19 protein-coding genes are annotated in these 24,861 nt (G+C 62.3%); 5 read left to right on the top strand and 14 right to left on the bottom strand.

The features are described 5' to 3' along the window. Position 1: 1 nt before the first annotated feature. The gene (locus DL86_RS08090; RefSeq protein WP_036260059.1) at positions 2–1,816 is read right to left on the bottom strand and encodes an ABC-F family ATP-binding cassette domain-containing protein; all 1,815 of its coding nucleotides are present in this window, start codon (positions 1,814–1,816) and stop codon (positions 2–4) included. A 240-nt stretch (positions 1,817–2,056) separates the two neighbouring features. On the opposite strand from DL86_RS08090, the gene DL86_RS08085 reads away from it, so the two are divergent. Beyond that, positions 2,057–3,808 carry an adenylate/guanylate cyclase domain-containing protein gene (locus DL86_RS08085; RefSeq protein WP_051952978.1) on the top strand — a complete coding sequence of 584 codons (1,752 nt, stop codon included), beginning with the start codon at positions 2,057–2,059 and terminating at the stop codon, positions 3,806–3,808. A 93-nt stretch (positions 3,809–3,901) separates the two neighbouring features. Here DL86_RS08085 and DL86_RS08080 read toward each other — a convergent pair whose 3' ends face one another. From DL86_RS08080 to leuS, 8 genes are all read right to left on the bottom strand, one after another. Next, positions 3,902–4,303, bottom strand: coding sequence for a F0F1 ATP synthase subunit epsilon (locus DL86_RS08080; RefSeq protein WP_036260057.1), 402 nt, complete (start codon positions 4,301–4,303; stop codon positions 3,902–3,904). Positions 4,304–4,475: 172 nt separating this feature from the next. Continuing rightward, entirely contained in the window at positions 4,476–5,927 is a 1,452-nt protein-coding gene (atpD, locus tag DL86_RS08075) for a F0F1 ATP synthase subunit beta (RefSeq protein ID WP_036260055.1), read from the bottom strand. Between the two features lie 27 nt (positions 5,928–5,954). Beyond that, a complete protein-coding gene (locus DL86_RS08070) occupies positions 5,955–6,830 on the bottom strand; it encodes a F0F1 ATP synthase subunit gamma (protein ID WP_036260053.1) in 876 nt (291 codons plus the stop codon). A 40-nt stretch (positions 6,831–6,870) separates the two neighbouring features. Next, positions 6,871–8,400, bottom strand: a complete 1,530-nt coding sequence (gene atpA / locus DL86_RS08065) for a F0F1 ATP synthase subunit alpha (RefSeq protein WP_036260052.1) — start codon at positions 8,398–8,400, stop codon at positions 6,871–6,873. Beyond that, on the bottom strand, positions 8,400–8,963 hold the full coding sequence (locus tag DL86_RS08060; protein WP_036260049.1) for a F0F1 ATP synthase subunit delta: 564 nt from the start codon (positions 8,961–8,963) through the stop codon (positions 8,400–8,402). Before DL86_RS08060 ends, atpA begins: the two co-directional genes overlap by 1 nt. Before the next feature lie 296 nt (positions 8,964–9,259). Next, positions 9,260–10,315, bottom strand: coding sequence for a DNA polymerase III subunit delta (gene holA, locus DL86_RS08055; protein ID WP_036260047.1), 1,056 nt, complete (start codon positions 10,313–10,315; stop codon positions 9,260–9,262). A 5-nt stretch (positions 10,316–10,320) separates the two neighbouring features. Beyond that, positions 10,321–10,866 carry an LPS assembly lipoprotein LptE gene (locus tag DL86_RS08050; protein WP_036260046.1) on the bottom strand — a complete coding sequence of 182 codons (546 nt, stop codon included), beginning with the start codon at positions 10,864–10,866 and terminating at the stop codon, positions 10,321–10,323. Continuing rightward, positions 10,853–13,483 (bottom strand): leucine--tRNA ligase, encoded by a 2,631-nt coding sequence (leuS, locus tag DL86_RS08045; protein ID WP_036260044.1) that lies wholly within the window; start codon positions 13,481–13,483, stop codon positions 10,853–10,855. Before leuS ends, DL86_RS08050 begins: the two co-directional genes overlap by 14 nt. Positions 13,484–13,686: 203 nt before the next feature. Here leuS and DL86_RS08040 point away from each other — a divergent pair, with 203 nt between their 5' ends. Next, positions 13,687–14,418: a YggS family pyridoxal phosphate-dependent enzyme gene (locus DL86_RS08040; protein WP_051952974.1), complete on the top strand. Its 732-nt coding sequence runs from the start codon at positions 13,687–13,689 to the stop codon at positions 14,416–14,418. 721 nt (positions 14,419–15,139) lie between these two features. Here the strand turns inward: DL86_RS08040 and DL86_RS08035 are convergent. After that, positions 15,140–15,736 (bottom strand): L,D-transpeptidase family protein, encoded by a 597-nt coding sequence (locus DL86_RS08035; RefSeq protein WP_245276303.1) that lies wholly within the window; start codon positions 15,734–15,736, stop codon positions 15,140–15,142. 288 nt (positions 15,737–16,024) lie between these two features. Here DL86_RS08035 and DL86_RS08030 point away from each other — a divergent pair, with 288 nt between their 5' ends. Then, a complete protein-coding gene (locus DL86_RS08030) occupies positions 16,025–16,711 on the top strand; it encodes a response regulator transcription factor (protein ID WP_036260042.1) in 687 nt (228 codons plus the stop codon). A 141-nt stretch (positions 16,712–16,852) separates the two neighbouring features. After that, a complete protein-coding gene (locus DL86_RS08025) occupies positions 16,853–17,338 on the top strand; it encodes a Crp/Fnr family transcriptional regulator (protein ID WP_036260267.1) in 486 nt (161 codons plus the stop codon). A 39-nt stretch (positions 17,339–17,377) separates the two neighbouring features. On the opposite strand, the gene xth is transcribed toward DL86_RS08025, so the two are convergent. The 3 genes from xth to DL86_RS08010 all read right to left on the bottom strand — a co-directional run bounded on the left by xth (position 17,378) and on the right by DL86_RS08010 (position 22,057). Next, positions 17,378–18,193, bottom strand: a complete 816-nt coding sequence (gene xth / locus DL86_RS08020; protein ID WP_036260040.1) for an exodeoxyribonuclease III — start codon at positions 18,191–18,193, stop codon at positions 17,378–17,380. A gap of 339 nt (positions 18,194–18,532) precedes the next feature. Beyond that, positions 18,533–19,225, bottom strand: coding sequence for an outer-membrane lipoprotein carrier protein LolA (locus DL86_RS08015; protein WP_036260265.1), 693 nt, complete (start codon positions 19,223–19,225; stop codon positions 18,533–18,535). A gap of 186 nt (positions 19,226–19,411) precedes the next feature. Beyond that, positions 19,412–22,057, bottom strand: a complete 2,646-nt coding sequence (locus DL86_RS08010) for an FtsK/SpoIIIE family DNA translocase (RefSeq protein ID WP_036260039.1) — start codon at positions 22,055–22,057, stop codon at positions 19,412–19,414. Between the two features lie 592 nt (positions 22,058–22,649). On the opposite strand from DL86_RS08010, the gene rpmB reads away from it, so the two are divergent. Then, entirely contained in the window at positions 22,650–22,940 is a 291-nt protein-coding gene (rpmB, locus tag DL86_RS08005) for a 50S ribosomal protein L28 (protein ID WP_036260262.1), read from the top strand. Between the two features lie 140 nt (positions 22,941–23,080). Here the strand turns inward: rpmB and rpoN are convergent, their stop codons facing one another. Then, positions 23,081–24,637 carry an RNA polymerase factor sigma-54 gene (rpoN, locus tag DL86_RS08000; protein ID WP_036260037.1) on the bottom strand — a complete coding sequence of 519 codons (1,557 nt, stop codon included), beginning with the start codon at positions 24,635–24,637 and terminating at the stop codon, positions 23,081–23,083. Positions 24,638–24,861 lie beyond the last annotated feature (224 nt).

Raw genomic sequence — 24,861 nt, 5'->3', positions numbered from 1 at the left:
CCTACCCCTCGATCTCCTCGCGCCGAATTTCCAGCGCGAGCCAATCTTCCTCCGCCACCGCAAGCTCCGCCTCGGCCTTGGCGAAAGCGGCCGAGACAGCCGCGAACTTGGCTGGATCGCGGGCGTAGAGGTCAGCATCGTCAAGCGAGGTCTTCAGCTTCGCCATCTGCCGGCGCAGTTCGTCCATCCGGTCCGGCAAGGTGTCGAGGGCGTGCTTTTCCTTGAAACTCAGACGCGGCTTCGCGGCGGGTTTTGCGGCCCGGGCTTCCGCCGCCGCTTTGGATTTTTCCGTCTTCGGCGCCGACGCGACCGGCGCGCCGCCCACTCCTGACCCGCGTTGCGCCACCATATCGGAATAGCCCCCCGCATATTCGACCCAGCGGCCCGACCTCTCGGACAAAAGCACCGAGGTCGTCACGCGGTCGAGAAAATCGCGATCATGGCTGACGATCAGCAAGGTTCCTTTATAGTCCGAGAGCATCTCCTGCAAAAGATCGAGCGTCTCAAGATCGAGATCATTGGTCGGCTCGTCGAGGACCAGAAGGTTGGAGGGACGAGCCAGAGCCCGCGCCAGCATCAGCCGGCCGCGTTCGCCGCCCGACAGCCGCCCGATAGGCGTTCGCGCCTGCTCGGGACCGAACAGAAAATCCTTCATGTAGCCGATGACATGTTTGCGCTCGCCATTGATCTCGACGAAATCGCTTCCGCCGCCGGTCAGGGCGTCCTTTAGGATCGTCTGCGGATCGAGGCTGGCGCGGCCCTGGTCTAGGGTGGCCATCTGGAGATTGGCGCCGTGGCGGATCGCGCCGGAATCGGGCGCGAGGACCCCGGTCAGGAGATTGATGAGCGTCGTCTTGCCCGCGCCATTGGCGCCGATGATCCCCAGCCTGTCGCCGCGCAGAAGCCGCGTCGAGAAATCCTTGACGATGACGCGGTCGCCGAAAGATTTTTCGACATGCTCGGCTTCGATGACGAGCTTTCCCGAAATTTTGCCGTCTGTGGCGACGAGCTTGACTTCCCCCTGCGCGGCCGGGCGCTGGCGCCGCTCGGTCCGCATGGCGTTCAAACCAGCGAGCCGCTTCTGGTTGCGTTTACGCCGCGCGGTGACGCCATAGCGCAGCCAATGTTCCTCGGCGACGATCTTGCGGTCGATCTTATGCTGCTGGCGCTCCTCCTCCTCGAGTTCCTGGTCGCGCCAGGCCTCGAACTCGAAAAAGCCGCGATTGAGCGTGCGGGTGCGGCCGCGATCGAGCCAGACCGTCTTGCGCGAGAGGTTCTGCAAGAATCTGCGATCATGGCTGATGATGACGAGGGCCGAGCGCAGCCCCTTGAGTTCGGCCTCGAGCCATTCGATCGCGGGCAGATCGAGATGATTTGTTGGCTCGTCGAGAAGCAGAATATCGGGCTCGGGAGCCAGAACCCTGGCCAGCGCGGCGCGGCGGGCCTCGCCTCCGGACAGACGCGCGGGATCTTCCTCGCCGTTGAGGCCGAGTTCATTCAAGAGGGTGCGCGCCCGGTGCGGATCGTCGGACGGGCCAAGTCCCGCCTCGACATAGGCGAAGGCGGTCGGATAGTCCGAAAGATCCGGCTCCTGCGGCAGATAGCGCACATTGGCGTCGGGCTGCATGAACCGCGTCCCGCCGTCGGATTCGAGCAAGCCCGCCGCGATCTTCAGAAGAGTGGATTTGCCGGACCCATTGCGCCCGACGAGGCACAGGCGCTCCCCCGCCGAGACCGACAGATCGGCCGCCTCCAAAAGCGGCCTGCCGCCAAGGGTGAGCATGATGTTCTGCAGCAGCAGAAGAGGAGGAGCCATTGTCGCCTAAGATTGTGGGAGTTGAAGCGTCCCTCTAAAGCATTTTGCCGCGAAGGGGAAACTTGAGGCGCGCGCCGCAAGAGCGCATGAAGGCGAAAATTGCCTCTATCGCCGGAGCGCCTCCCTGCGGCGAAAAACCTCCTGCACAAAACCGTTGCGGCGCGCCCGCTTTTGTTGCGATTGAACCGCGCAGCTCGCGGTTTATTGCCAGCGGTGACGCGATTGCCGAAAGGATCGTTCATGAGCTTGGGTTCGGCAGCCGGCCCTTCCCGTTTTCCGCCGATCGAGCGGTCGCTCCGGCTCGGCGCGGGCCTCATTTTATTCAGCTTCGCAACGAGCCATTTCCTGAACCACGCTTGCGGGATTTTGCGTCTGGACGCGATGGAGGCGGTTCGCCTCGCGCTCATTTGGCCCTGGCGCACCTATGTCGGCCAGACCCTGCTCTATGGATCCTTCCTGGTCCACGGCTCACTCGGCCTTTACGCCATCGTCCGGCGCCGCCATCTGCGGATCCCAAAGGGAGAATTGCTCCAGATTCTTCTTGGCCTGTCCATTCCGCCGCTCATCATCATTCACGCGACAAATGTTCGTTTCGGCCACTTTCTGTTTGGACTGGAGGAAAGCTATCCGCGCATTCTCTACCGGTACTGGATCTTGTCACCGGGGGTCGGCCTGTCGCGGCAGTTCATTCTGCTCCTGGTCCTGTGGCTTCATGGCTGCATCGGACTGAACAGCTGGCTGCGATACCGGGAATGGTATCAGAAATATCTGCCGGCGCTCGCCGCCGCGGCGGTTCTGATTCCGGTCCTCGCGGTCGTCGGCATGGCGGACGCAGGCCGCGACATCGACGCCCATCTCGCGCAAGACCCCGGCTTTCTCGCACGGGTGAATGTTCAGACGCCAGAACAGTCCGCGCGGCTCGGCGCGATCGGCGAAAAATTGATTCTGATATATCTCGGACTTGTCGGCGCCGTATTCGCGCTCCATGGCGCGCGCGAATGGCATGAGCGGCGCTTTCGCGCCGTCGCGATCCGCTATCCGCTCGGGCGCGAGGCCATCGTGCCGCGCGGATTTTCAATCCTGGAGGCCAGCCGCTGGACCGGGATCGAGCATATGTCGATGTGCGGCGGGCGCGGTCGGTGCTCCACCTGCCGGGTTCTCGTCACCGATGGCCTAGAACACCTGCCCGCGCCCAACCTCGCCGAACGAAAGACGCTCGCCTGGATCGGAGCCTATGAAGGCGTGCGCCTCGCCTGCCAGGTCCGCCCCTACGAAAATATCGGCGTCGTTCCCCTGCTCAGCGCGGATGGCGATAATGCAAGGCTCTTGCCCACGCCCCTCGCCATTTCCGAGGAACATGAGATCGCGGCGCTTTTCGTCGACTTGCGCAACTCCACCAAGCTTGCCGACGGTCGCCTGCCTTATGACGCGCTCTTTGTCATCGATTGCTACATCGCCGCGGTCGTCCAGGCCGCCGAATCCAACGGCGGCCAAGTGACCAGCATCGCCGGCGATGGATTGATGTGCTTTTTCGGCGCTGATTGCGATCCGGCGACCGCCTGCAGACGGGCCGTTTTCGCCCTCCGCGATCTATGGGAATCGCTCGCCGCCCTCAGTCTGGAGTTCGAAATCGCTTTCGATTTTCCGCTTCGATTCGGCGCCGGTTGCCATCTCGGCCTGGCGATCGTCGGCACGGTCGCCGGTCGGCATCAGGCCCAGTTTCTCGGCGAAGTCGGCAATATAGCGGCTCGGCTTGAAGCGCTCACCAAGGAGCTTCGCTGCACGATCATTCTCTCACGCGCTATGCTCGAGCGCGCCGGCTTCGCGGCGCCGGAGGCCGAGAGCCATCGCATCCAGATCAAAAATGTGACGGCCCATATCGAAGTGGTCGCATTTCGTACGCCGCAAGAGCTCGATGAGCTGATCGCGCTCCCCCTTCAAGGCAAAGGCAGGCAAAGCCGTAAATCGCGACGTTCCTTGATCTTGCGATAATCAGCGCGACATCTTGAAGCCGGATTTGACGCGGCGTCGGATGCGTTATCCAGCAAGAGGCTTGATCGCGCGCGAGGAAGGAAAAGCCTCGGCTCAGATCTTGAGCGCCGCCTTCAATTCCTGCAATTGATCGCGCTTTTCCGCCGCGAGCCGGCGCGCCTCGTCGGTCGTCGCGTCGGCGACATCCTCTTCGGCGTCCTTGATGTCGGCCGCGATCTTGGCCGCGTCGAACTCTTCCAGCGGAATTGAATGTTCGGCGAGAATGGTCAGACCGGCAGACGCAACGTCCGCGAAGCCGCCGCGCACGAAAAAGCGCAGCTTCCTTGCGGCGGTTTCGTCGATTTCGACAACGCCGGGCTTCAACGTCGACATCAGGGGCGCATGGTCCTTGAGCACGGTGAACTCGCCTTCCGCGCCAGGCACCACGACGGCGTCGACGTCACCGGAAAAAATCAGCTTTTCGGGTGAAACAAGTTCGAAGTGAAAGGTCGCCATGTCGCATCCCCGAAAAGAAAAAGTCCTATGCCCGGATCAGGCTGGGCGCATCGGCTCGTCGAAACGCGGACCGCCAAATCCCGCACGACCCACGCCGCCGAGCCCTTTTTGAAGGACCCGCCGGCGCGCTTTGCTGGCGATCCCTAACAGGGTTCCTAGGCGAGAAAACGCCTTAGGCCGCCTCAGCCGCGAGCTTCTGCGCCTTTTCGATTGCCTCGTCGATCGAACCGACCATGTAGAAGGCTGCTTCCGGCAAATGATCATATTTACCGTCAACGAGGCCCTTGAAGCCCTTGATCGTGTCGGCGAGCGAAACCAGCTTGCCGGGCGAGCCGGTGAACACTTCGGCGACGTGGAAGGGCTGCGACAGGAAGCGCTCGATCTTGCGGGCCCGAGCGACCGTCAATTTATCTTCTTCCGACAATTCATCCATGCCGAGAATGGCGATGATGTCCTGCAAGCCCTTGTAGCGCTGCAAAAGCTGCTGGACCTGACGGGCCACGGCGTAATGCTCCTCGCCAACAACCAGCGGCGACAGCATGCGCGATGTCGAATCGAGCGGATCCACCGCCGGATAAATGCCCTTTTCGGCAATGGTGCGCGACAACACGGTCGTCGCATCAAGATGCGCGAAGGAGGTCGCCGGGGCGGGATCGGTCAAGTCGTCGGCCGGCACATAGATCGCCTGCACCGAGGTGATCGAGCCCTTGGTCGTCGTCGTGATCCGCTCCTGCAGGGCGCCCATGTCGGTCGCAAGCGTTGGCTGATAGCCGACCGCTGAAGGAATGCGGCCAAGCAATGCCGAGACTTCCGAACCAGCCTGGGTAAAACGGAAGATATTGTCGACGAAGAACAGCACATCCTGCCCCTTGTCGCGGAAATCCTCGGCGACCGTCAGGCCGGTCAGGGCAACGCGGGCGCGCGCTCCCGGCGGCTCGTTCATCTGGCCATAGACCAGCGCGCATTTCGAACCTTTGACCGAACCGCCATGTTCATGCGGGTCCACATTCACCTTGGACTCGATCATTTCATAATAAAGATCATTGCCTTCGCGGGTGCGCTCGCCGACCCCGGCGAAGACGGAATAGCCGCCATGCGCCTTGGCGATGTTGTTGATCAACTCCATGATCAGCACGGTCTTGCCGACGCCTGCGCCGCCGAAGAGGCCGACTTTGCCGCCCTTTGCGTAGGGAGCCAAGAGATCGACGACCTTGATGCCTGTCACCAGGATCTGCGCTTCGGTCGCCTGCTCGGCGTAGGTCGGCGCCGGCTGATGGATGGCGCGATAGTCGGTGGCCTCGACCGGACCCAATTCATCGACCGGCTGGCCGATGACATTGATGATGCGGCCAAGGCAGGCCTCGCCGACCGGAACGGTGATTGGAGCGCCGGTGTCCCTGACCGGCTGGCCGCGGGTCAGGCCTTCCGAAATATCCATAGCGATGCAGCGAACCGAATTTTCGCCGAGATGCTGCGCGACTTCGAGGACAAGGCGGTTGCCGCCATTGTCGGTTTCGAGCGCATTGAGGATTTCCGGCAGGTGGCCATCGAATTTCACGTCGACGACGGCGCCGATGACCTGCGTGACATGGCCTGTGGGCGTGTTGGAAGCGGCGTCAGCCATGGTTCGTCCTCTTGATGTCTTGAATGCTCAAAGCGCCTCGGCGCCGGAGATGATCTCGATCAATTCCTTCGTGATCATCGCCTGCCGCGAGCGATTATATTTCATGGTCTGCTTTTTGATCATTTCGCCGGCGTTGCGGGAGGCGCTGTCCATCGCGCTCATCCGCGCGCCTTGTTCGGAGGCGGCGTTTTCGAGCAACGCCCGCAACACCTGGACCGAGATATTGCGCGGCAACAGAGTAGCGAGAATCTGCTCCTCGTCCGGCTCATATTCATAAACGGCCTGAGGAGCAGCCTTCTCGTCGCTCGCCAGCGCCAGCGGGATCAGCTTTTGCGCCGTCGGAATTTGCGAAATGACCGTCTTAAATCGCGAGAAGAACAAGGTGCAGACGTCAAACTCGCCGGCCTGAAAGAGGGCGACGAGCTTACGGCCGATCGCGTCGGCGTTTTCGAAGCCGAGGGTTCGGACGCCGCGCAAATCGACCACTTCGACGATCTGCCGTTCGAACTGCCGGCGCAGTAGGTCTGCGCCTTTCTTGCCGATGCAAAGGATCTTGACGGTCTTGCCCTGCGCCATCAGCGAGGTCGCGGACTCGCGCGCAAGCCGCGCGATCGACGCGTTGAAGCCGCCGCAAAGACCTCGCTCCGCCGTGCAAACGATGAGGAGGTGGACCTCCTCGCGCCCCGTGCCGGCGAGCAGAGCCGGCGCCTGCGCGCCTGGCCCGATCGAGCCCGCGAGGCTCGCTAGGACCTGCTCCATCCGCTCGGCGTAAGGCCGGGCGGATTCAGCAGCCGTCTGGGCGCGCCGCAGCTTCGCCGCAGCGACCATCTGCATCGCCTTGGTGATCTTCTGCGTCGCCTTGACGGAGGCGATCCGGTTGCGCAGATCCTTCAACGAGGGCATGGTCTATCCGCTTCGCTTTGGTCCAGGGCCGCTTGGATAATCAAGCGAATGTCTTGGCGTAGGTGTCGACGATCGATTTCAGCGTCTTCGCCGAGACGTCGGAAAGATCCTTCGAGACCCGGATCTCCTCCAGCAGATTGGCGTGGCTGGTGCGCACAAGCGCCAGAAGGCCGTCCTCGAAGGCCCGGACCCGGGCAAGCGGCAAGGCGTCGAGATAACCGTTGACGCCGGCATAGATCACAACCACCTGCTCTTCGATCTTCAAGGGCGAGAACTGCGGCTGCTTCAAGAGTTCAGTCAGGCGCGAGCCGCGCGCCAGCAGGCGCTGGGTCGTCGCGTCGAGATCGGAGCCGAACTGCGCAAAGGCCGCCATTTCGCGATATTGGGCAAGTTCGCCCTTGATCTTGCCGGCGACCTTTTTCATCGATTTCGTCTGCGCCGAGGAGCCGACGCGCGACACCGAGAGGCCGACGTTCACCGCGGGGCGGATGCCCTGATAGAACAGATCGGTCTCGAGAAAGATCTGGCCGTCGGTGATCGAAATCACATTGGTCGGAATATAGGCCGAAACGTCATTCGCCTGCGTTTCGATCACCGGCAGAGCGGTGAGCGAGCCGGCGCCATGCGCGTCATTAAGCTTGGCCGCGCGCTCAAGCAGACGCGAATGCAGATAGAACACGTCGCCGGGATAGGCTTCGCGGCCTGGCGGGCGGCGCAACAGCAGCGACATTTGCCGATAGGCGACCGCCTGTTTGGAGAGATCGTCATAGACGATCAGCGCATGCATGCCGTTGTCGCGAAAATATTCGCCCATGGCGCAGCCCGCGAAGGGCGCCAGGAACTGCATCGGCGCGGGGTCGGACGCGGTCGCGGCGATAATGATCGAATATTGCAGGGCGCCCTGCTCTTCCAGAACCTTCACGAACTGGGCGACGGTCGAGCGCTTCTGTCCGATGGCGACATAGACGCAATAGAGCTTGGCGCTTTCGTCGGTCCCCTGGTTGATCGACTTCTGATTGAGGATCGCGTCGAGCGCCACTGCGGTCTTGCCGGTCTGGCGATCGCCGATGATCAGTTCGCGCTGGCCGCGTCCGATCGGGATCAACGCGTCGATCGCCTTGAGGCCGGTGGACATCGGCTCATGCACGGATTTGCGCGGAATGATGCCAGGCGCCTTCACGTCGACGCGGGCGCGCCGGGAGGCATTGATCGGGCCTTTGCCGTCGATCGGATTGCCGAGCGCGTCGACGACGCGGCCGAGCAATTCCTTGCCGACGGGGACATCGACGATGGCCCCGGTGCGCTTGACCGTCTGGCCTTCCTTGATGTCCCGATCGCTGCCGAAAATGACGATGCCGACATTGTCGCTCTCGAGATTCAAGGCCATGCCGCGCACGCCGTTCTCGAACTCGACCATTTCGCCGGCCTGGACATTGTCGAGCCCATAGACGCGGGCGATGCCGTCGCCGACCGAGAGGACTTGTCCCACCTCGGTGACCGCGGCCTCATTGCCGAAGCTGGCGATCTCGTTCTTGAGGATCGCGGAAATTTCTGCGGCGCGGATATCCATCAGCCGACCTCTTTCATACGTGTGCGGATCGAATTGAGTTTCGTCTTGAGGGAGCCGTCGACCATGCGCGAGCCCAATTGGACGATGAGGCCGCCGATGATCGTTGGATCGACCTTGACGGCGATTTCGACGCTTCGGCTCCCTGATACATTAGCGAGCGCGCTTTTCAAGGCCTCAATATGCTCCTCCTTCAGCGCCTCGGCGACGGTGACCGAGGCCCGGGAGAGACCCTTGGCGGAATCGTTCAGAATATTGAAATCGCGGATCATGTCCTCGACCGCGAACAGCCGCCGCTTGGCGGCGACCAGCTTCAGAAATTTGGCCGCAGTGCCGCCTATTTCCGCCTTGTCGAGAAGGGCGCCGAGCGCCTTGACCTGCTCTTCGGCGGAGAATACGGGGCTCTTGATGAAGCGCCGCAAATCCTCGCTCGAATCGATGAACCCGGCAAAGGCGGCGAGATCGGCGGAGACTTCGTCGGTCGTCCCGGTTTCCTGCGCCAGCGCGAAAAGCGCCTGGGCGTAGCGCCCCGCCATTCCAGAAACGAGTGATTCTTGTTTCGCCAAGGCGATTCCTCAAAATCCAAATGGCCGAAGACCCGGTTTCCCATGGGTTTGGCTTTTCACGGAGAAAGCCGCAAAACCCAGAGTGCGCGGACTGAAGCTGAAAACGGGGAAAGACGCAAGGGAATGCGGGCTCACCCCGAAGGCGAGGGGTCCGTAACATAGAGATTTTTGCAGCGCAACCCTGGCTGCAGCGAATGCAGCGGGAGGGTTTCTAAAAAACACCCGGCGCGGCAAAACAACGCAAGCGCGGCCATTGCGCCTCGAGCTTGGCGGTCTAGACGCGCGATGCGTGGGATTCAGCGCTGGGCGGGCGCATTCTTGGCCCGCGCGGCATTGGCGAGCGTCCAGAGCGCCCGGAGCGCGGCGGCCTCGGCGAGTTTGGGCTCGCGCCTTGCCCGGCCGATTGCCTCGCTCAGGACGACGATCGCCTGTTCGAGCCGCGCCGAGGTCCAGCGGCGCAATTGCTGCTCGAAAGCTGGCGTGCGCCTGACCCAGGCGCCGGCGAAACTTGGAGCCGGCGCAGCCGCGTCGTGCTCCCGACCGTCCCGGCCTGTCTCGACATCCAGTCTGGCGCGATGCAGCATCAAGGCGTGGCGCAACGCCGCGCCGAGAAGCTGATTGGCGTCGCCCGCCTCGGCGAAGGCCCGCCGCGCGCAGGATTCGAGCGCGGAAAAGTCACCCTGAAAGGCGCCGTTCACGGCATGATCGAGGAGCAGGCTCGACGCGTCGGAAACAATGGCGGCGACATGATCGAGGCGGATTTCGCCTTCGCCATGCGCGTAAAGCACGAGTTTTGCGATTTCGGAGCGCGTCGAGAGGCGATCCTGCCCAAGCAGGGAGGCGAGGAGCGCCTTGGCGTCGGGCGCGATTGAAAGATTCGCGGCGGCGACCTCGGCATCAATCAGGCGGTCGATGTCCTTGGCGGAATCGGGATAGCATTCGATTGCCGCTGCATTTTTCTCGCGCTCGCAAAGCTTGCGCAGCGGGGCGTCTTTTTTCAGCGCGCCGGCCTCGATCACGATCGCGCAATCAAGCGGCGGAGCGCCAAGAAGCGGCTCGACCGCGTTGAGGAAGCCCTTTCCGCGCGCCTCGATCCAGATCGCCCGCCGGCCGCCGAAGAGCGGGATCGTATTGGCTTCGTCGGCGAGGCGCAGCGGGTCGGCGGACAGATCATCGCCGCTCAACCGGAGCAATTGGAACGGGTCCTTCGGGTCCTCGACCGAGCGCAGGACAATCGCCCGCGCCCGCTCGGCGACAAGCCCCGCGTCAGGTCCAAAGACCAGATACAAGAAAACATGCGATTGCGGCCGGGCGAGGAAACGGTCGGCCTCATGGCTCTTGACCGCGACCATCGCCGCTACCCCCGCGCGGCTAAGGCGGCGGCGATCCGGTCGCGAATCTGATGGGCGAGCGTCTTTGCGTCGCGGATCTCGGCGTCGCGCGCGGCGCGAATATCGGCGAACCTCTGGCTGGTTCGATCATAGGATGCGACGACGATCGCCGAGCCCTTGGCGACAGCCTCGCCGCCTCCCACCGGGACCAGCCGGTATTCGGCGTTGACCACGACGCTGCCGGCGGTCGGATAGCCTGTCACAGTGTCGATCAATGGGGTCTGGACATTTTCCCGCAAGCGGATCGTGAGCCGGTATCTTGGCGGCACATGCGACCCGGTTCCATTGAGGTCGAAAATCAGTTCGTTGACGAGATAATGCCCGAGCCGCTCGGGAATCGGATCGATCGCGATCGCCTGCAATTCGCCGGCGACGTCGCCGCCTGCGCTGAGCGGTCCGTAAAGCGGCTGGAAGCACCCCGAGACGGCGAAGCAGGCGGCGAGCGAGGCGAGCGCGCGGCCTAAGCGCCGACGCTGCGGCAAGGGTTGCGGCAAGGGTTCAGACGACGACATTCACGATCCTTTGCGGAACGATGATGATCTTCTTCACCGCGCGGCCTTCCAGCGCGCGCTGGACCGCGTCGAGCGCCAGCGCCGCCGCCTCGATCGCGCCGGTTTGCGCGCCGCGCGCGATCACGAGGTCGGCCCGCTTCTTGCCGTTGACCTGCACCGGCAGGGCGATCGTATCTTCGACGACGAGCGCCCTATCGGCGAGCGGCCAAGGCGCCTGCGAGATCAGGGTCTCATGCCCGAGCCGGGCCCAGCATTCCTCGGCCAGATGCGGCATCATCGGCGCGAACAGGAGCACCAGTATATCGGCGCCCTCACGGAAAGCGTAGCGCAAATCGGGCTCGACCTCGGCGCTCTCGATGGCGCCCACCGCCGCCGACAGCTTGTTCGCAAGATCATGGACCTGCGCAATGGCGCGATTGAAGCGCAGCCGCTCGATGTCTTCCTCGACCTTGATCAAGGCTCCGTGGACCGCCTTGCGGATCGCCGCCGCCGGTTCCGACAGATCGGCCGGCATCGGCGCGTCCAGCTTCGCCGCGAGGGTGACGAGTTCGCCGACGAGCCGCCATAGGCGCTGGACGAATTTGGCCGCGCCCTGGACGCCCTCTTCGGTCCAGATCACGTCGCGTTCGGGCGGCGAATCGGACAGCACGAACCAACGCGCGGTATCGGCGCCATAGGTTTCGATGATCTCATCCGGATCAACCGTATTGCGCTTCGATTTCGACATTTTCTCGATCGCGCCGATCGCGGCTTCCTCGCCGCCCTCAAGCAGAAAGGCGCGCCGGCCGCTTGGCCCGGATTCGATCCGGATGTCGGCCGGATAGAGCCAATCGCCGGCCCCCGAACGATAGGTCTCGTGAACGACCATCCCTTGCGTAAAGAGCCCGGCGAAGGGCTCCCGCAACGCGCCGACATGCCCCGTCGCCTGCATCGCGCGGGTGAAAAATCGGGCGTAGAGCAAATGCAAAATGGCGTGTTCGATCCCGCCAATATATTGATCGACCGGCAGCCATTGTTCGACCAAGGCCGCCGTTGTCGGCGCCGCAGCGTTCCAGGGATCGGTGAACCGCGCGAAATACCAGGACGAATCGACAAAAGTGTCCATCGTATCGGTCTCGCGCCGTGCGGCGCCGGCGCAGTTCGGGCAGGCGACATGTTTCCAGGTCGGGTGCCGGTCGAGCGGATTGCCGGGCTCCTCGAACGAAACATCCTTGGGCAATTCGACCGGCAGATCGCCGGCGGGAACGGGAACCGCACCGCAGGCCTCGCAATGGATGATCGGGATCGGGCAGCCCCAATAGCGCTGGCGCGAAATGCCCCAGTCGCGCAGCCGGTAATTGACCTGGCGCTTGCCTTGCGGCCGGTTGCCGAGCGCATGCGCTTCGAGACGCCGGGCGACCTCCTCTTTCGCCGCCTCGATCGAGAGCCCATCGAGAAAGCGCGAGTTGATCAGCGCGCCGTCGCCATCATAGGCGGCCTCGGCGATCGCGAAGGCCGCCGGATCGACGCCGGGAGGGCAAACCACCGGGGTGTTGCCGAGGCCATAGGCGTTGGCAAAATCGAGGTCGCGCTGATCATGCGCGGGACAGCCGAAAATCGCTCCCGTCCCATAGTCCATCAGAACGAAATTGGCGACATAGACCGGCAACAGCCAATTGGAGTCGAAAGGATGGCGGACCTTGAGCCTGGTATAATAGCCTTTTTTCTCCGCCGACTCGACGGCCGCCTCCGAGGTCCCGCGATGCCCGCATTCGGCGATGAAAGCGGCGAGGTCCGGATCGGTCTCGGCGCATTCGGCCGCCAGCGGATGGTCGGGCGCGATTGCCAGGAACTTGGCGCCGAACAACGTGTCCGGCCGCGTCGTGTAGACTTCGACTTCGGTCGCCCCGGCCCTCGGCGTCGGCAAAAGCTCGAACCGCACCAGCAGGCCTTCCGAGCGGCCGATCCAATTCGCCTGCATCAGCCGGACCTTTTCCGGCCAGCGGGCGAGATCGTCGAGGGATCTGAGCAGATCCTCGGCATAGTCGCTGATCTTCAGGAACCATTGGGTCAGTTCGCGCTGCTCGACGAGCGCCCCGGAGCGCCAGCCGCGCCCCTCGATCACCTGTTCATTGGCGAGGACCGTGTGATCGACCGGATCCCAATTGACTTTCGATTGCTTGCGATCGACGAGGCCCGCCGCAAGAAAATCGAGAAACATCTTTTGCTGATGCTTGTAATAGCTCGGATCGCAAGTCGCGATTTCGCGCGACCAATCGAGCGACAGGCCGATCGATTGCAACTGGCCGCGCATGCTGGCGATATTGGCGTAGGTCCAAGCCGCCGGATGGCTGTGGTTCTGCATGGCCGCGTTCTCGGCCGGCATGCCGAAGGCGTCCCAACCCATAGGATGCAAAACATTAAAGCCGCGCGCCCGCTTGTAACGGGCGATGACGTCGCCCATCGTATAATTGCGAACATGGCCCATATGGATGCGGCCCGAAGGATAGGGAAACATCTCCAGGACGTAATATTTTGGCCGTGGATCCTCGTTGGCGGTCCGGAAGGTTCCGGACTCATCCCAAAGCTTGCGCCATTTGGGTTCCGTTTCGCGGGCGTTGTAGCGCTCGAAGTCCATGATGTCCGATTGTCGATCGCGTGTGGAAAAATGATGTCAAGTGGGCCGTACACAGCATTATTTCGGTCAGCCGGTCAATCGGCTTGCCAGATCCCGGCGCATCCGCTTTCCTCGCCGCGGTCTGCGCTTTTGGTCCCATTCGCTAGTCGAGCGCAACGGGAGCGAGCGGCCGAAACATTGCTTTCAGAACCTTGCACAAAATCATGAAACCTTTGGAAACGCCCCTCGATCGCCTCGCCGACGTCCGCCACCGCATCGCTCAGGCCGCGCGCGACGCCGGACGCCAGCCGGAGGACGTTGCGCTCGTCTGCGTATCGAAAACCTTTGGCGCCGACGAGATTAAGCCCGTGATCGAGGCCGGACAGAGAATTTTTGGCGAAAACCGGGTGCAGGAGGCCATGGAGAAATGGCCAGAGCTGCGGCGCCGCTATGCGGATCTTGAGCTTCACCTGATCGGCCCCTTGCAGTCCAATAAGGCCCATGACGCCGTCCAATTTTTCGACGTGATCGAAACGGTCGATCGGGACAAGATCGCCAAGGCGCTCGCCGAGGAGATCCAGAAGACCGGGCGCCATCCGCGCCTTTACGTTCAGGTCAATACCGGCGCGGAGCCGCAGAAGGCGGGCGTTGCGCCGCAGGAGGCGGACGCGTTCATCGAACGCTGCCGCAGGATTCACGGCCTCGAAATATCAGGCCTGATGTGCATTCCGCCGCTCGACGATCAGGCCTCGCCGCATTTCGCCCTTCTGAACCAGATCGCCAAACGCAATGGCGTTGCGACGCTGTCGATGGGAATGAGCGCCGATTTCGAACTTGCGATCCAGTTGGGCGCCACCCATGTGAGGGTGGGAAGCGCGATCTTTGGACATAGAGCGCTTCCCGCTCAGATGGAACCATCTGCTCGAACGGGAAGCGCTGATATTCCAAAGGGTTAAGCATGTTCTTATGAGACATCGGATATATCCGATATCTAGAGCGCCTTCAGTGCGGCGTAATCAGAAAGCAGCTCTAGGTCTTTGTTTTGTCGCATTTTCTTAACGCGAACCGGCATCCACTTCGCTCGAAAATGCTCTAAATATCGAGAAAGTCGGTCAACTTTTTTAAGAACATGCTTGAAATAGGTCCTTTGCCGGGGCCGTGCTCGCCATAAGGGCAAGGAGAAGTCCGCCGGTCAACCGACGCCTGCGTTCCGCCCCTTCAAAATAGAGAAGGCTATGCCGATGAAAGGTCAACTCAATGCAATCCGCATCGCTGGCGTGGCTTTGCTGTCAGCTTCAGGAACTCTCAGCGGCGCTCTGACGGCGGGCGCCACAGAGGCGCCGGGTTCATCAGGAGTCGTTTCTTCGCCTCCCCAACCAGACCGACCGGCTGGCATTCCCCCGGGTCCTTACATCCCCATTATGCCCCTACGGACCGACAAGCCGGCAACGCCGCCGCCCTCCCCGCCAAGCCACTCGGCTCCAGGGGCAAAAATACCCCAGTAGCAGCCTCTCCTGAACGCAGATGCGCCAGACCGCATCGCCCGAGTTGCATGGTCATCGCTTCGCAAGGGGCAATTTCGCGTCCCCGCCGCCGCAAAGGTCCGCGACGGCGAACGCAACGCTCTTCCGGCGCCCGACCCGTAATTCCCCGCCTCATGGAAGCGGCGCAGGCGCCTCACCGAACCGTCAGAAGCGCATTGCGCGAGAGCCGCGGCAGCAGGCGGCGCAGATCATCTGGGCGCAATGCGATGCAGCCTTCCGTCGGCGCAAAATCGGCGCGGCTGCAATGCAGGAAAATGGCGCTGCCGCGATTTTTCCGGCGCGGACGAATATTGTAGTCGAGCACGATGACAATGTCGTAGAGATGGTCTTGCCGCCACAGTTTCTCATGACGCCAATGGCAAGGCGCGGCGACGGGGCGGTTGTAGAGCCCGCTGGTCGGATCGTCGCACCATCCGTCGCTTTTCCGGATCGGCCGCATCGGCAAAGGCGCCGCCTTGCGGAAAACGCCATCGGCGCGGTAAAAGCCGGAGAGGAGGCGGAATGCGCCGGCCGGCGTGGCGTGATCACCTTCCCGCTTGTCGCGCTTGATCCCGCCGCCTCCAAGGGCGCAGCGCAGCACGACCGGGCCGGCGTGCAACCTTCCAAGCGGAAGCTTATGCGCGCCCGCCTGCCTTGGAGCCAGCGTCGCGACAAGCTTGCCAAGGCCGCGCTTGATTGTCTTGGCTCCCATCGAATTGAGGGTGGGAGCTTTTTTTGCAACCGGTTTCATGGGAGCCTATGCTTTTGCTGTGTGCTTTTCGAGCTGTCGCGCGCTGACCGCGCTTTAATGCTTGCCACGGCGAAGAAAGCAAAGGAGTCTTTTCCAAGGAATTTTTTTTCAAATGAGTATTTTCTAAGTGAATTTGGTAGCTTACGGGAAGCGTCTGCAGCTTGGCGCAAAGCGGATTAGTGACGACCAGCCGATTGAATTTCTGGCCATCATTAGGCGGGCGGGCGCTGGGCGAGGCGCGATGACGGGACGGGGCGCGATGATGCAAAATCCATCAAGGACAAGTCCATGACCCAGGTTCTCAAAATCCTGATCGCCGACGATGACGACGATCTGCGCGCGGCCCTGGCCGAACAACTTGCCCTGCACGAAGAATTCTCCGCCGTCCACGCCGATTCGGCGCAAGGCGCGATCAACGTATCGCGCAAGGAAACCCCCGACCTCATCATCATGGACGTCGGACTGCCCGACATGGATGGCCGCGAAGCGGTCAAGCGCATGCGCGAGGAAGGCTTCAAGAACCCAATCATCATGCTGACCGGCCATGATACGGACGTCGACACGGTGCAAGGACTTGACGCCGGCGCCAATGATTACGTGACGAAGCCGTTCCGCTTCGCGGTTCTGCTTGCGCGCATGCGCGCCCATCTGCGCCAGCATGAAACCAATGAAGAGGCTGTGTACAAGATCGGCCAATATACCTTCCAGCCGAGCGCCAAGCATCTCATCGGCGAGACTGGCGGCAAGCTTCGCCTGACCGAAAAGGAAACCGCCATTCTGCGCTTTCTCTATCGGGCCGGACAGTCCGTCGTCACCAGGGATGTGCTGCTGCGCGAAGTCTGGGGCTATAATTCGAACGTCACCACGCATACGCTGGAGACGCATATCTACCGGCTGCGGCAAAAGATCGAACGCGACCCGGCCAAGGCCCAGCTTCTTGTAACCGAGGCCGGAGGCTATAAGCTCGTTCCATGAGGCGTCGCCCGAAGAATCTGCGGCGAGACCCGCGCGCGGTTCCCTGACGGAGCCGAAGCGCCTTCCTGAGAAAGCCAAATTTCGTCAAGCTTTTGAACTCCAACCTTGCAATGTCTGCGTTCGAGCCGGGAAAGCGTCGCCATGGGACTGGAGGATGATATCGGAAAGCTCAAGCGCAACGCCACATTCGCGGCGCTCGAACTCGACGCCCTGCGGCTGATCGCCTTTTCGGCGGAAACCCGGATCCTGCGCGCCGGCGATATTCTGTTTCGCCGCAACGAACCTTCGACCGGCGGCTTCGTGGTTCTCTCCGGCTCGATCGCGCTCGATGCGTCCGACCTCGGCGCGACGGCGCGGATCGTGAAGCCTCCCGCGCTGATCGGCGATACCGCCTTGCTGACCCAAACCGTGCGGCCAGCGACGGCGATCGCGCGCGAGCCCTCGACGGTCCTGCGGATCTCACGGCAACTTTTCCATCGGGTTTTGAACGAGTTTCCGGGCAGCGCCGAGCGGCTGCGCCAATCGCTGGCGGCTCGGCTCGACCAATTCACCCGCGAACTCGACGCCGTTCGCCTGAGCGCCTTCAGCCCGTCCGAGTCCGAGCCGCCGGAAAGGCGAGGCTCTTAAGGCGCTTGGTTGGCGTCCGCGTCGCTCGAAGCCGCCATTCTATAAATCGAAATGAACCATGACCGGGACGTGGTCGGAGGGGCGCTCCCAGCCGCGGCTCTCGCGCAAGACCTGCATGCCCCCGAGGCTCGACTTCAGACTCTCGCTGACCCAGACATGATCAAGCCGCCGGCCCTTGTCCGCCTTGGCCCAATCCGCCGCGCGATAGCTCCACCAGGTGTAAAGCTTTTCGTCCTTTGGAACGTGGTGGCGCAGCGCGTCGACCCAAGGTCCGGCCTGGAGCACGCGGCCAAGCTTCTCGACTTCGATCGGGGTGTGGCTGACGACCTTAAGCAGGGCCTTGTGGCTCCATACGTCGGTCTCAAGCGGCGCGATATTGAGATCGCCCACCATGATCGCATCCTTGTCGGCGATCCGGTCGGTCGTCATCCACAGCTCCATTTCATCGAGAAAGGCGAGCTTATGGGCGAATTTTGGATTGATCAGCGGATCGGGTTCGTCGCCGCCGGCCGGCACGTAGAAATTATGCAGCGTGATGGGACGCGCGCCGGAACCGCCCGGCGTCAGCATCACCGCAATGTGGCGGGCGTCCCCCTTGTCACAAAACGCCCGCCGGTCGATTTCAGCGAAAGGAAGCTTCGAGGCGATGGCCACGCCATGATAGCCCTTCTGCCCATTGATCGCGACATGGGCGTAGCCCAGCTTGTGAAAATCGGCCAGGGGAAACTCGGCGTCGCGGCACTTTGTCTCCTGCAGGCAAAGGACATCGGGCGCGTGTTCGCCAAGAAACCGCGCGACGAGATTCATGCGCAATCGGACCGAATTAATATTCCATGTGGCGAACGTCAGGCGCATCTCGAACTCCGCAGCCAAGCGACGTCAGCGATTGACCACGCTGGACCGCCACCGGCAAGCGCGAAGCGCAGGCAGCGCACAACTAATGTTCGGCGAAACGGCACGAAAAAGGGCGCGAGGCCAAAGCGCGAGATAAGTCCTGAAGACAAAAAGAAGGGCGCCCGGCTTGTGACCGGACGCCCATGGAGCGAATAACCGCCGGGAGGGGTCCGGCGCCAACGGATCGAACGAAACGGGGGGGATACGCCCAACCCGTTGCATCGCTCACATGTTGAAGAGATAGGCGCCCGACAAACGGATTCAAGCCGCCTTGCCGGTTTTGAAGCCCCCCGGCCAAAGTCAATTATTTGTGTTCGATATTCTTTCCTGGGTGATCTGGAACAGGTTCGGATCCGGCCGTTTCGACAAGTCGACGTTGAATAGCGAAACCAGCGTTTCATAGCCTTGCGGATCGGTGACCAGCCACTGAGTCAGCGTGAACTTCGCGGGTTCGAAGGTCAGCTTGATTTGCGAGGTTCCACCGAAAGTGGCTTTGTCCTCAACCAGAATGACAACCGCGTTGGGGTCGCTCGTCACGTCGACAATCTTTACATCCTTATTGAGATCGACATTGTCTTTCAGCAGGAACTTCAGCGGCGTCTGACTGATGAAATAAATATCCTTGGTCTCGGTCTTGCGGTCATGCACGGCGACGGAGAGACCGTCGGCGACGATCTCGAGGGTCGCCGGCTGGGCGTATTCGAAGCGCAGCCTCCCCGGCCTCTGCACGTAGATCTTGCCTTCCGACTGTTTGCCGTCGGGACCGATCTGGACGAAATCGCCGATCATCGTCGTCGCCGCATTGAAATAGGCGTTGGCCTTCTGGATGGCGACGAGCGGGTCCATCGGGACGAAAGGCTTTGTCGGGGCGGGCGCAGCTGGCTTTGCCTTTGCCTTGACCGGAGCAGTCGCAGGCGCAGGAGCCGGATCGGCCTGCGCCGCAACCGCGAAGCCGAAGATGAGCGCCAGAGTGAATCTTATCGTCAGCGTCATGAAGCTCGCCTTAAACACGCGTGAACCTTCGCGATTAGATCGTTGATAGGGCGTCAATGGGACGGCCGCTCCCGCCGCGTTTTGCAAAAGCGGTCCCCCTCATAGACTTAGACCGCCCTCTTTGCCAGCGTCAGCGCAACAAGAGCCGGCTTTTCCGCTTGGCTGAGGCGCAGAAATCGCAAAGAGTCACCCCTCGCTCGCCACATCGAATGCGCCCCGATCGATCCCGCCGCCGACCAGAATGGTCCGCTTCCCGGAATGATTGGGGGCGCCGACCACGCCTTCCTGCTCCATCCGCTCGACCAGGGAGGCGGCCTTGTTGTAGCCGACCGACAAGCGGCGCTGAATATAGCTCGTCGAGCATTTGCGGTCGCGCAGGACGATATTGACGGCGCGGTCATAGAGATCGCCCGACTCCTCAGCGTCCATGCCGCCGGGCGTTGGCGCCTCGCCATCCTCGCCGTCGGCGGCGTCATCCTCGCTGGTGATCGACTCGAGATATTCCGGCTGGCCTTGGCTTTTCAGATGGGCGACCACCTTTTCGACTTCGCCATCTGCGACAAAGGGCCCATGCACGCGCGAAATGCGTCCGCCGCCGGCCATGTAGAGCATGTCGCCCTGGCCAAGCAGCTGTTCGGCGCCCTGCTCTCCCAAAATGGTGCGGCTGTCAATCTTGGAGGTGACCTGAAACGAAATGCGGGTCGGGAAATTCGCCTTGATCGTTCCGGTGATGACATCGACCGAAGGCCTTTGCGTCGCCATGATGAGATGGATGCCGGCCGCCCGGGCCATCTGGGCGAGACGCTGGATCGCGCCTTCGATGTCCTTGCCGGCGACCATCATCAGATCGGCCATTTCGTCGACAATCACGACGATGAAAGGCAGCGGCGAAAGCTCCATGGGTTCATGTTCGTAAATGGCCTCGCCGGTCTCGCGATCATAGCCGGTCTGAACCGTGCGCATCAGCGTCTCGCCCTTGGCCGCGGCCTCGATGACGCGGGCGTTGAAGCCTTCGATGTTGCGGACGCCGAGCTTCGACATTTTCTTGTAGCGGTCCTCCATTTCGCGGACCGCCCATTTCAGCGCGACGACCGCCTTTTTCGGATCGGTGACGACCGGCGTCAGAAGATGCGGAATGCCGTCATAGACCGACAATTCCAGCATTTTGGGATCGACCATGATGAGGCGGCACTCCTCCGGCTTGAGCCGGTAAAGCAGCGACAAGATCATCGTATTGATCGCGACCGACTTGCCCGAGCCCGTCGTGCCGGCGACGAGAAGATGCGGCATGCGGGCGAGATCGACGATGATCGGCTCGCCGCCGATCGTCTTGCCGAGCGCGATGGCAAGCCTGTGCTTGCTTTTCTCGAAATCCTCCGATCCGAGCAATTCGCGGAGGTAAACCGTTTCGCGGCGCTGGTTCGGCAATTCGATGCCGATGGCGTTGCGGCCCTGAACGACCGCGACGCGGGCTGAAATCGCCGACATCGAGCGGGCGATGTCATCGGCAAGGCCGATGACGCGCGAGGATTTGATGCCGGGCGCGGGCTCGAGTTCATAAAGGGTCACAACCGGACCGGGACGGACATTGATGATCTCGCCCTTGACGCCGAAATCCTCCAGCACGCCCTCCAGCAGCCTGGCGTTCTGGCTGAGCCCATCCTCGGACACCTTGTTCGCCGCCAGTTTCTTCGCCTCGGCCAACATGTGCAGCGGCGGCAGGAGATAGTCATTGCGCGACAGGCGATCGAGCAGCGAGGGCTGCGCTTCTTTTTGGGCGCGTTGCCCCGGCTTCAGCGCCGCCGGCGCCGGACCGATCACGCGGCGGGTCTGGGCCTGGGGCGGGACCGGGTCGGCGCCCCGGCCGACCGGGGCTGCGCTGGGCTGATTCTGCGGGCGTGCGGCTTCGCGGGTCGCGAGCGGCGCATAGGCGTTCGCATCGAAAGCCGGCTCCTCCGGCAAGGGCTCCGGCCATAGCAGCGGCTCCACCGCAAGATCGAGCGGACGGTCGAAGGCCTCGCCAATTGGCGCGGAGGGCATCCGCCAGGGCGCTCGCGCCGGCGGCGGGGCGGAGCGGGCCCGCCAGCGCGCAATTTGCCGAGCCAGCGCGGCCTTGAGGCTGAGGCCCGCATGGATCAAGGCGCCGATCGAAACCAGCGCAAAGCCCGGCGCCCCGGCAAGATCCTCGTCGTCCGGCCCCGGCCTCGCGCGCCGCTTCGGCTGCTGTTCCTCTTCGTCCTCCTCATCCTCGCTCGATCCGGCCTCGGCGAAGTCGCGCAAACCGACGCAGGCCGTCAGCGAGAGGATTGCGCCGCCGGCCAAAATCGCGGCGACGAGGAGCATTCCAGCTCCGAAGCCGGAGAAAATCTTGGTCGGAACCACAAGAATGGCGTCGCCGACCACTCCGCCGAGCCCGGTCGGCAAAGGCCATCTTGCAGTCACCGGCAGCAGCGAGGCCAGGCCTGCCGCGAAGGCGCCGCCGCCAATCCAAAGGGCCAGCCGGGTCTTGACCCTTTCGAGCCGCCGCGCGGTGAGCAGCCGCAAAGCCCAGAACCCGAGCGGGGTCAACAAGGCGATCGCGGCGAGCCCAACCATTTGCATGATGAGATCGGCGACGACCGCGCCCGGCGAGCCAAGGAGATTGCGCACCGGCCCGGCGGTCGCGTGGTTGAAGCTCGGGTCTTGAACCGACCACGACAGCAAGGCCAGGGCGAGGGCGATTGTCGCCGCGAGCAGCCCAAGCCCCGCCAGTTCCGCGCCGCGCCGCGCCGCGAAGGCGCGCAATGGCTCCGGGATATGATCGAAGGCCGTAAAATTGGAGGTCGTCCGCATCCCACCCCGCAGTCTCGAGCATGAGCGACTTCCCATTCCATCGGATGAGGCCATCCGACCGGAAGCGCCCTAGAGCGCTTTCAGATTCCGTGGAATCAAAAAGCGCTCTAGATCTTTGTATTAACGCATTTTCTTAACGCGAACCGGCATCCACTTCGCTCGAAAATGCTCTAGTGCTCCGACCCTGACGCTTGGCTTCCGAGCGTCAGGATCAAGTCGGCCCACAAAATCAAAATGCTGGTGGATCGATTTGATCCGACGGATGGGCATCATCCATGGGAATCTATCCACTCGCCGCCGCTATCGTCCCGGCCCCCGCGCCGGACGAGAAGCCTTGCGCAGCGACGGCGCATTTGCGGCAAACTAGCAAGATGCGGTTAAAGGTGTTTTAACCTTAAAATCTGGCCTCCATCTCGGCCCCGACTTCCAGGGAAGCGCGCCGTTGGTCTTGACGCGGCGCGCGCCCTCAACTATGACGCAGGCCTCCCATTTTGCATGATGGTAGATGCCTCCGGCGAGCTGGCGATGGCTTGGTCGAGCGCAAACGATTTTCTTGGGGCCCATCGAATGGGCCGAACCGAAGAGGAATACCATGTCCCGCCGCTGCGAATTGACCGGGAAAGCCGTGCAGACCGGCAATCTGGTCAGCCATTCGAACCACAAGACGCGGACGCGGTTCCTGCCGAACCTCTGCAATGTGACGCTGATCTCTGACGTGCTGCAGCGCAAGCTGCGCTTTCGCGTTGCCGCGGCGGCCCTGCGCTCGGTCGAGCATCGCGGCGGCCTCGACGCTTTTCTGGTCAAGGCGAAAGACGCGGAACTGTCCACCGGCGCCCTCGCGATCAAGCGCGAAATCGTGAAGAAGCAGGCGGCGGGCGTCTAGCGCTTTCGGTTTCGGCGGAATCAGAAAGCAGCTCTAGGTCTTTAGTTTGGTCGCATTTTCATAACGCGAACCGGTATCCACTTCGCTCGAAAATGGCCTAGAGCTTTTTTCGCGCGAAACTGCATCCGCGCGGCAATGCTCTAAGCTTTTTCGCGCCGCCGCTCCACGGACGATGGAATTTTCAGGCTTTCGCGATATTTGGCGACGGTGCGCCGGGCGATGTCGATATTGACCGTCTTCAGCCTAGCGACAATCGCGTCATCGGACAGAATTTCCTTCGGGCTCTCCTGATCGATCATCTGCTTGATCCGGAACCGCACCGATTCGGCCGAATGCGCGTCGCCGCCATCATGCGAGGCGATCGAGGCCGTGAAAAAATACTTAAGCTCGAATAGGCCGCGCGGCGTCGCCATATATTTGTTCGAGGTGACGCGCGACACCGTCGATTCATGCATGCCGATCGCCTCGGCGATCGTCTTCAGGTTGAGCGGGCGCAGATGCTCGACGCCGCGGGCGAAAAAGGCGTCCTGCTGGCGCACGATTTCGCTGGAGACCTTGAGGATCGTGCGCGCCCTTTGCTCAAGGCTCTTGGTCAGCCAATTGGCGGTCTGCAGGCAGGTCGACATGAAGGCCCTGTCCGCCTCATTGGCTTTGCCCTTCGTGACCCGCGTCGCATAGGAATGATTGACGAGCACGCGCGGCAGAACCTCGGTGTTGAGTTCGACGTGCCATGAACCGTCCGGCAGGCCCTGCACGATGACATCGGGCACGAGCGGCTGGATCGAGCCGCCGCCAAAGGCCCTGCCGGGCTTGGGATCGAGCCGCCGGATCTCGCCCAGCATGTCGATAATGTCTTCTTCGTCGACCTGGCAGATTTTGCGCAGGGCGGAATAATCGCGTTTCGCCAGAAGGCCGAGATTGGCGACGAGCGCCTTCATCGCCGGATCAAACCTGTCGCGCTCGCGCAATTGGATGGCGAGACATTCGGCGAGATCGCGGGCGCCGACCCCGGAAGGATCGAATCCTTGAATGAGCGTCAGAACGCGTTCGACCCGCTCGATCGCCGCATGGAGGCGGGCTGCTATTTCCTCCAGCGAACCGGTGAAATATCCCGCATCGTCGATAGAATCGATCACCACCTGGCCAATGATGCGATCGACCGGATCCTTGATCGCGAGCGCCAATTGGGTCGCCAGATGATCCTTGAGATTGGTTTGCGCCGCCACATAGGCTTCAAGATTGGCGGCCTCGCCATCGCCGGCGCCGCCGGACGAGCCCGACCAGGAGGTCGCCGAGAGCCCTGAGACCTCGAAGGTCTCGGCGTGCTCGCCCGGAGTCGGCGCCCGATCATCATCGAAAGCGTTCGACAATTCGGTGCCAAGGCTCGACTCCAAGGCGCCGCGGTCGGTTGCAAAGGACTCGCCGCTCCAATCGGCCTCAGTGGCTTCGTTGAAATCCTGGCTGGCGGGCGCCTCGGCCCTATCCGAAGCGCCATCGACGCCGGCCCCGACGGCTGGCTCATGCGGATCCGGCGCATCCTCGGCGCGCTCGAGCAAAGGATTGCGTTCGAGCTCTTCCTGAACGAAGGCCGTCAACTCCATATTGGAAAATTGCAAAAGCTTGATGGCCTGCAAGAGCTGCGGGGTCATCACCAGGGACTGGCCCTGACGCATAATGAGCTTCGTGCTAAGCGCCATGATTTTTCATCAACTCTGAACCGCGCCAGGACAAGGTGAGACAGCCAGTGACGGCCCGTTTCTTGCTTCTAGCACTAATTGTGCAGGTGTTGGCGCCGGATGCAACTTTATTTTTGCCGCGCGGATGCAAAAAAGAAATTTTTGATCCGCGCCAGTTCGCGTCGCTTTGGCGCGGCTTGAGCGCTTTTTGGGCGCCGCGCTTCAGCGTCGCCGGGCCCCTCTTG

The sequence above is a fragment of the Methylocapsa aurea genome, assembly GCF_000746085.1.
GTDB lineage: Bacteria > Pseudomonadota > Alphaproteobacteria > Rhizobiales > Beijerinckiaceae > Methylocapsa > Methylocapsa aurea.
The sequence above is the reverse complement of the archived record's forward strand: the minus strand, read 5'-3'. Positions and strand labels throughout refer to the sequence as shown.

Bases quoted from the DNA above. Each gene is read 5' to 3' on its own strand.
- DL86_RS08090 (WP_036260059.1), bottom strand. From the start codon at position 1,816: ATGGCTCCTCCTCTTCTGCTGCTGCAGAACATCATGCTCACCCTTGGC.
- DL86_RS08085 (WP_051952978.1), top strand. From the start codon at position 2,057: ATGAGCTTGGGTTCGGCAGCCGGCCCTTCCCGTTTTCCGCCGATCGAG.
- DL86_RS08080 (WP_036260057.1), bottom strand. From the start codon at position 4,303: ATGGCGACCTTTCACTTCGAACTTGTTTCACCCGAAAAGCTGATTTTT.
- atpD (WP_036260055.1), bottom strand. From the start codon at position 5,927: ATGGCTGACGCCGCTTCCAACACGCCCACAGGCCATGTCACGCAGGTC.
- DL86_RS08070 (WP_036260053.1), bottom strand. From the start codon at position 6,830: ATGCCCTCGTTGAAGGATCTGCGCAACCGGATCGCCTCCGTCAAGGCG.
- atpA (WP_036260052.1), bottom strand. From the start codon at position 8,400: ATGGATATCCGCGCCGCAGAAATTTCCGCGATCCTCAAGAACGAGATC.
- holA (WP_036260047.1), bottom strand. From the start codon at position 10,315: ATGGTCGCGGTCAAGAGCCATGAGGCCGACCGTTTCCTCGCCCGGCCG.
- DL86_RS08050 (WP_036260046.1), bottom strand. From the start codon at position 10,866: ATGTCGTCGTCTGAACCCTTGCCGCAACCCTTGCCGCAGCGTCGGCGC.
- leuS (WP_036260044.1), bottom strand. From the start codon at position 13,483: ATGGACTTCGAGCGCTACAACGCCCGCGAAACGGAACCCAAATGGCGC.
- DL86_RS08040 (WP_051952974.1), top strand. From the start codon at position 13,687: ATGAAACCTTTGGAAACGCCCCTCGATCGCCTCGCCGACGTCCGCCAC.
- DL86_RS08035 (WP_245276303.1), bottom strand. From the start codon at position 15,736: ATGAAACCGGTTGCAAAAAAAGCTCCCACCCTCAATTCGATGGGAGCC.
- DL86_RS08030 (WP_036260042.1), top strand. From the start codon at position 16,025: ATGACCCAGGTTCTCAAAATCCTGATCGCCGACGATGACGACGATCTG.
- DL86_RS08025 (WP_036260267.1), top strand. From the start codon at position 16,853: ATGGGACTGGAGGATGATATCGGAAAGCTCAAGCGCAACGCCACATTC.
- xth (WP_036260040.1), bottom strand. From the start codon at position 18,193: ATGCGCCTGACGTTCGCCACATGGAATATTAATTCGGTCCGATTGCGC.
- DL86_RS08015 (WP_036260265.1), bottom strand. From the start codon at position 19,225: ATGACGCTGACGATAAGATTCACTCTGGCGCTCATCTTCGGCTTCGCG.
- DL86_RS08010 (WP_036260039.1), bottom strand. From the start codon at position 22,057: ATGCGGACGACCTCCAATTTTACGGCCTTCGATCATATCCCGGAGCCA.
- rpmB (WP_036260262.1), top strand. From the start codon at position 22,650: ATGTCCCGCCGCTGCGAATTGACCGGGAAAGCCGTGCAGACCGGCAAT.
- rpoN (WP_036260037.1), bottom strand. From the start codon at position 24,637: ATGGCGCTTAGCACGAAGCTCATTATGCGTCAGGGCCAGTCCCTGGTG.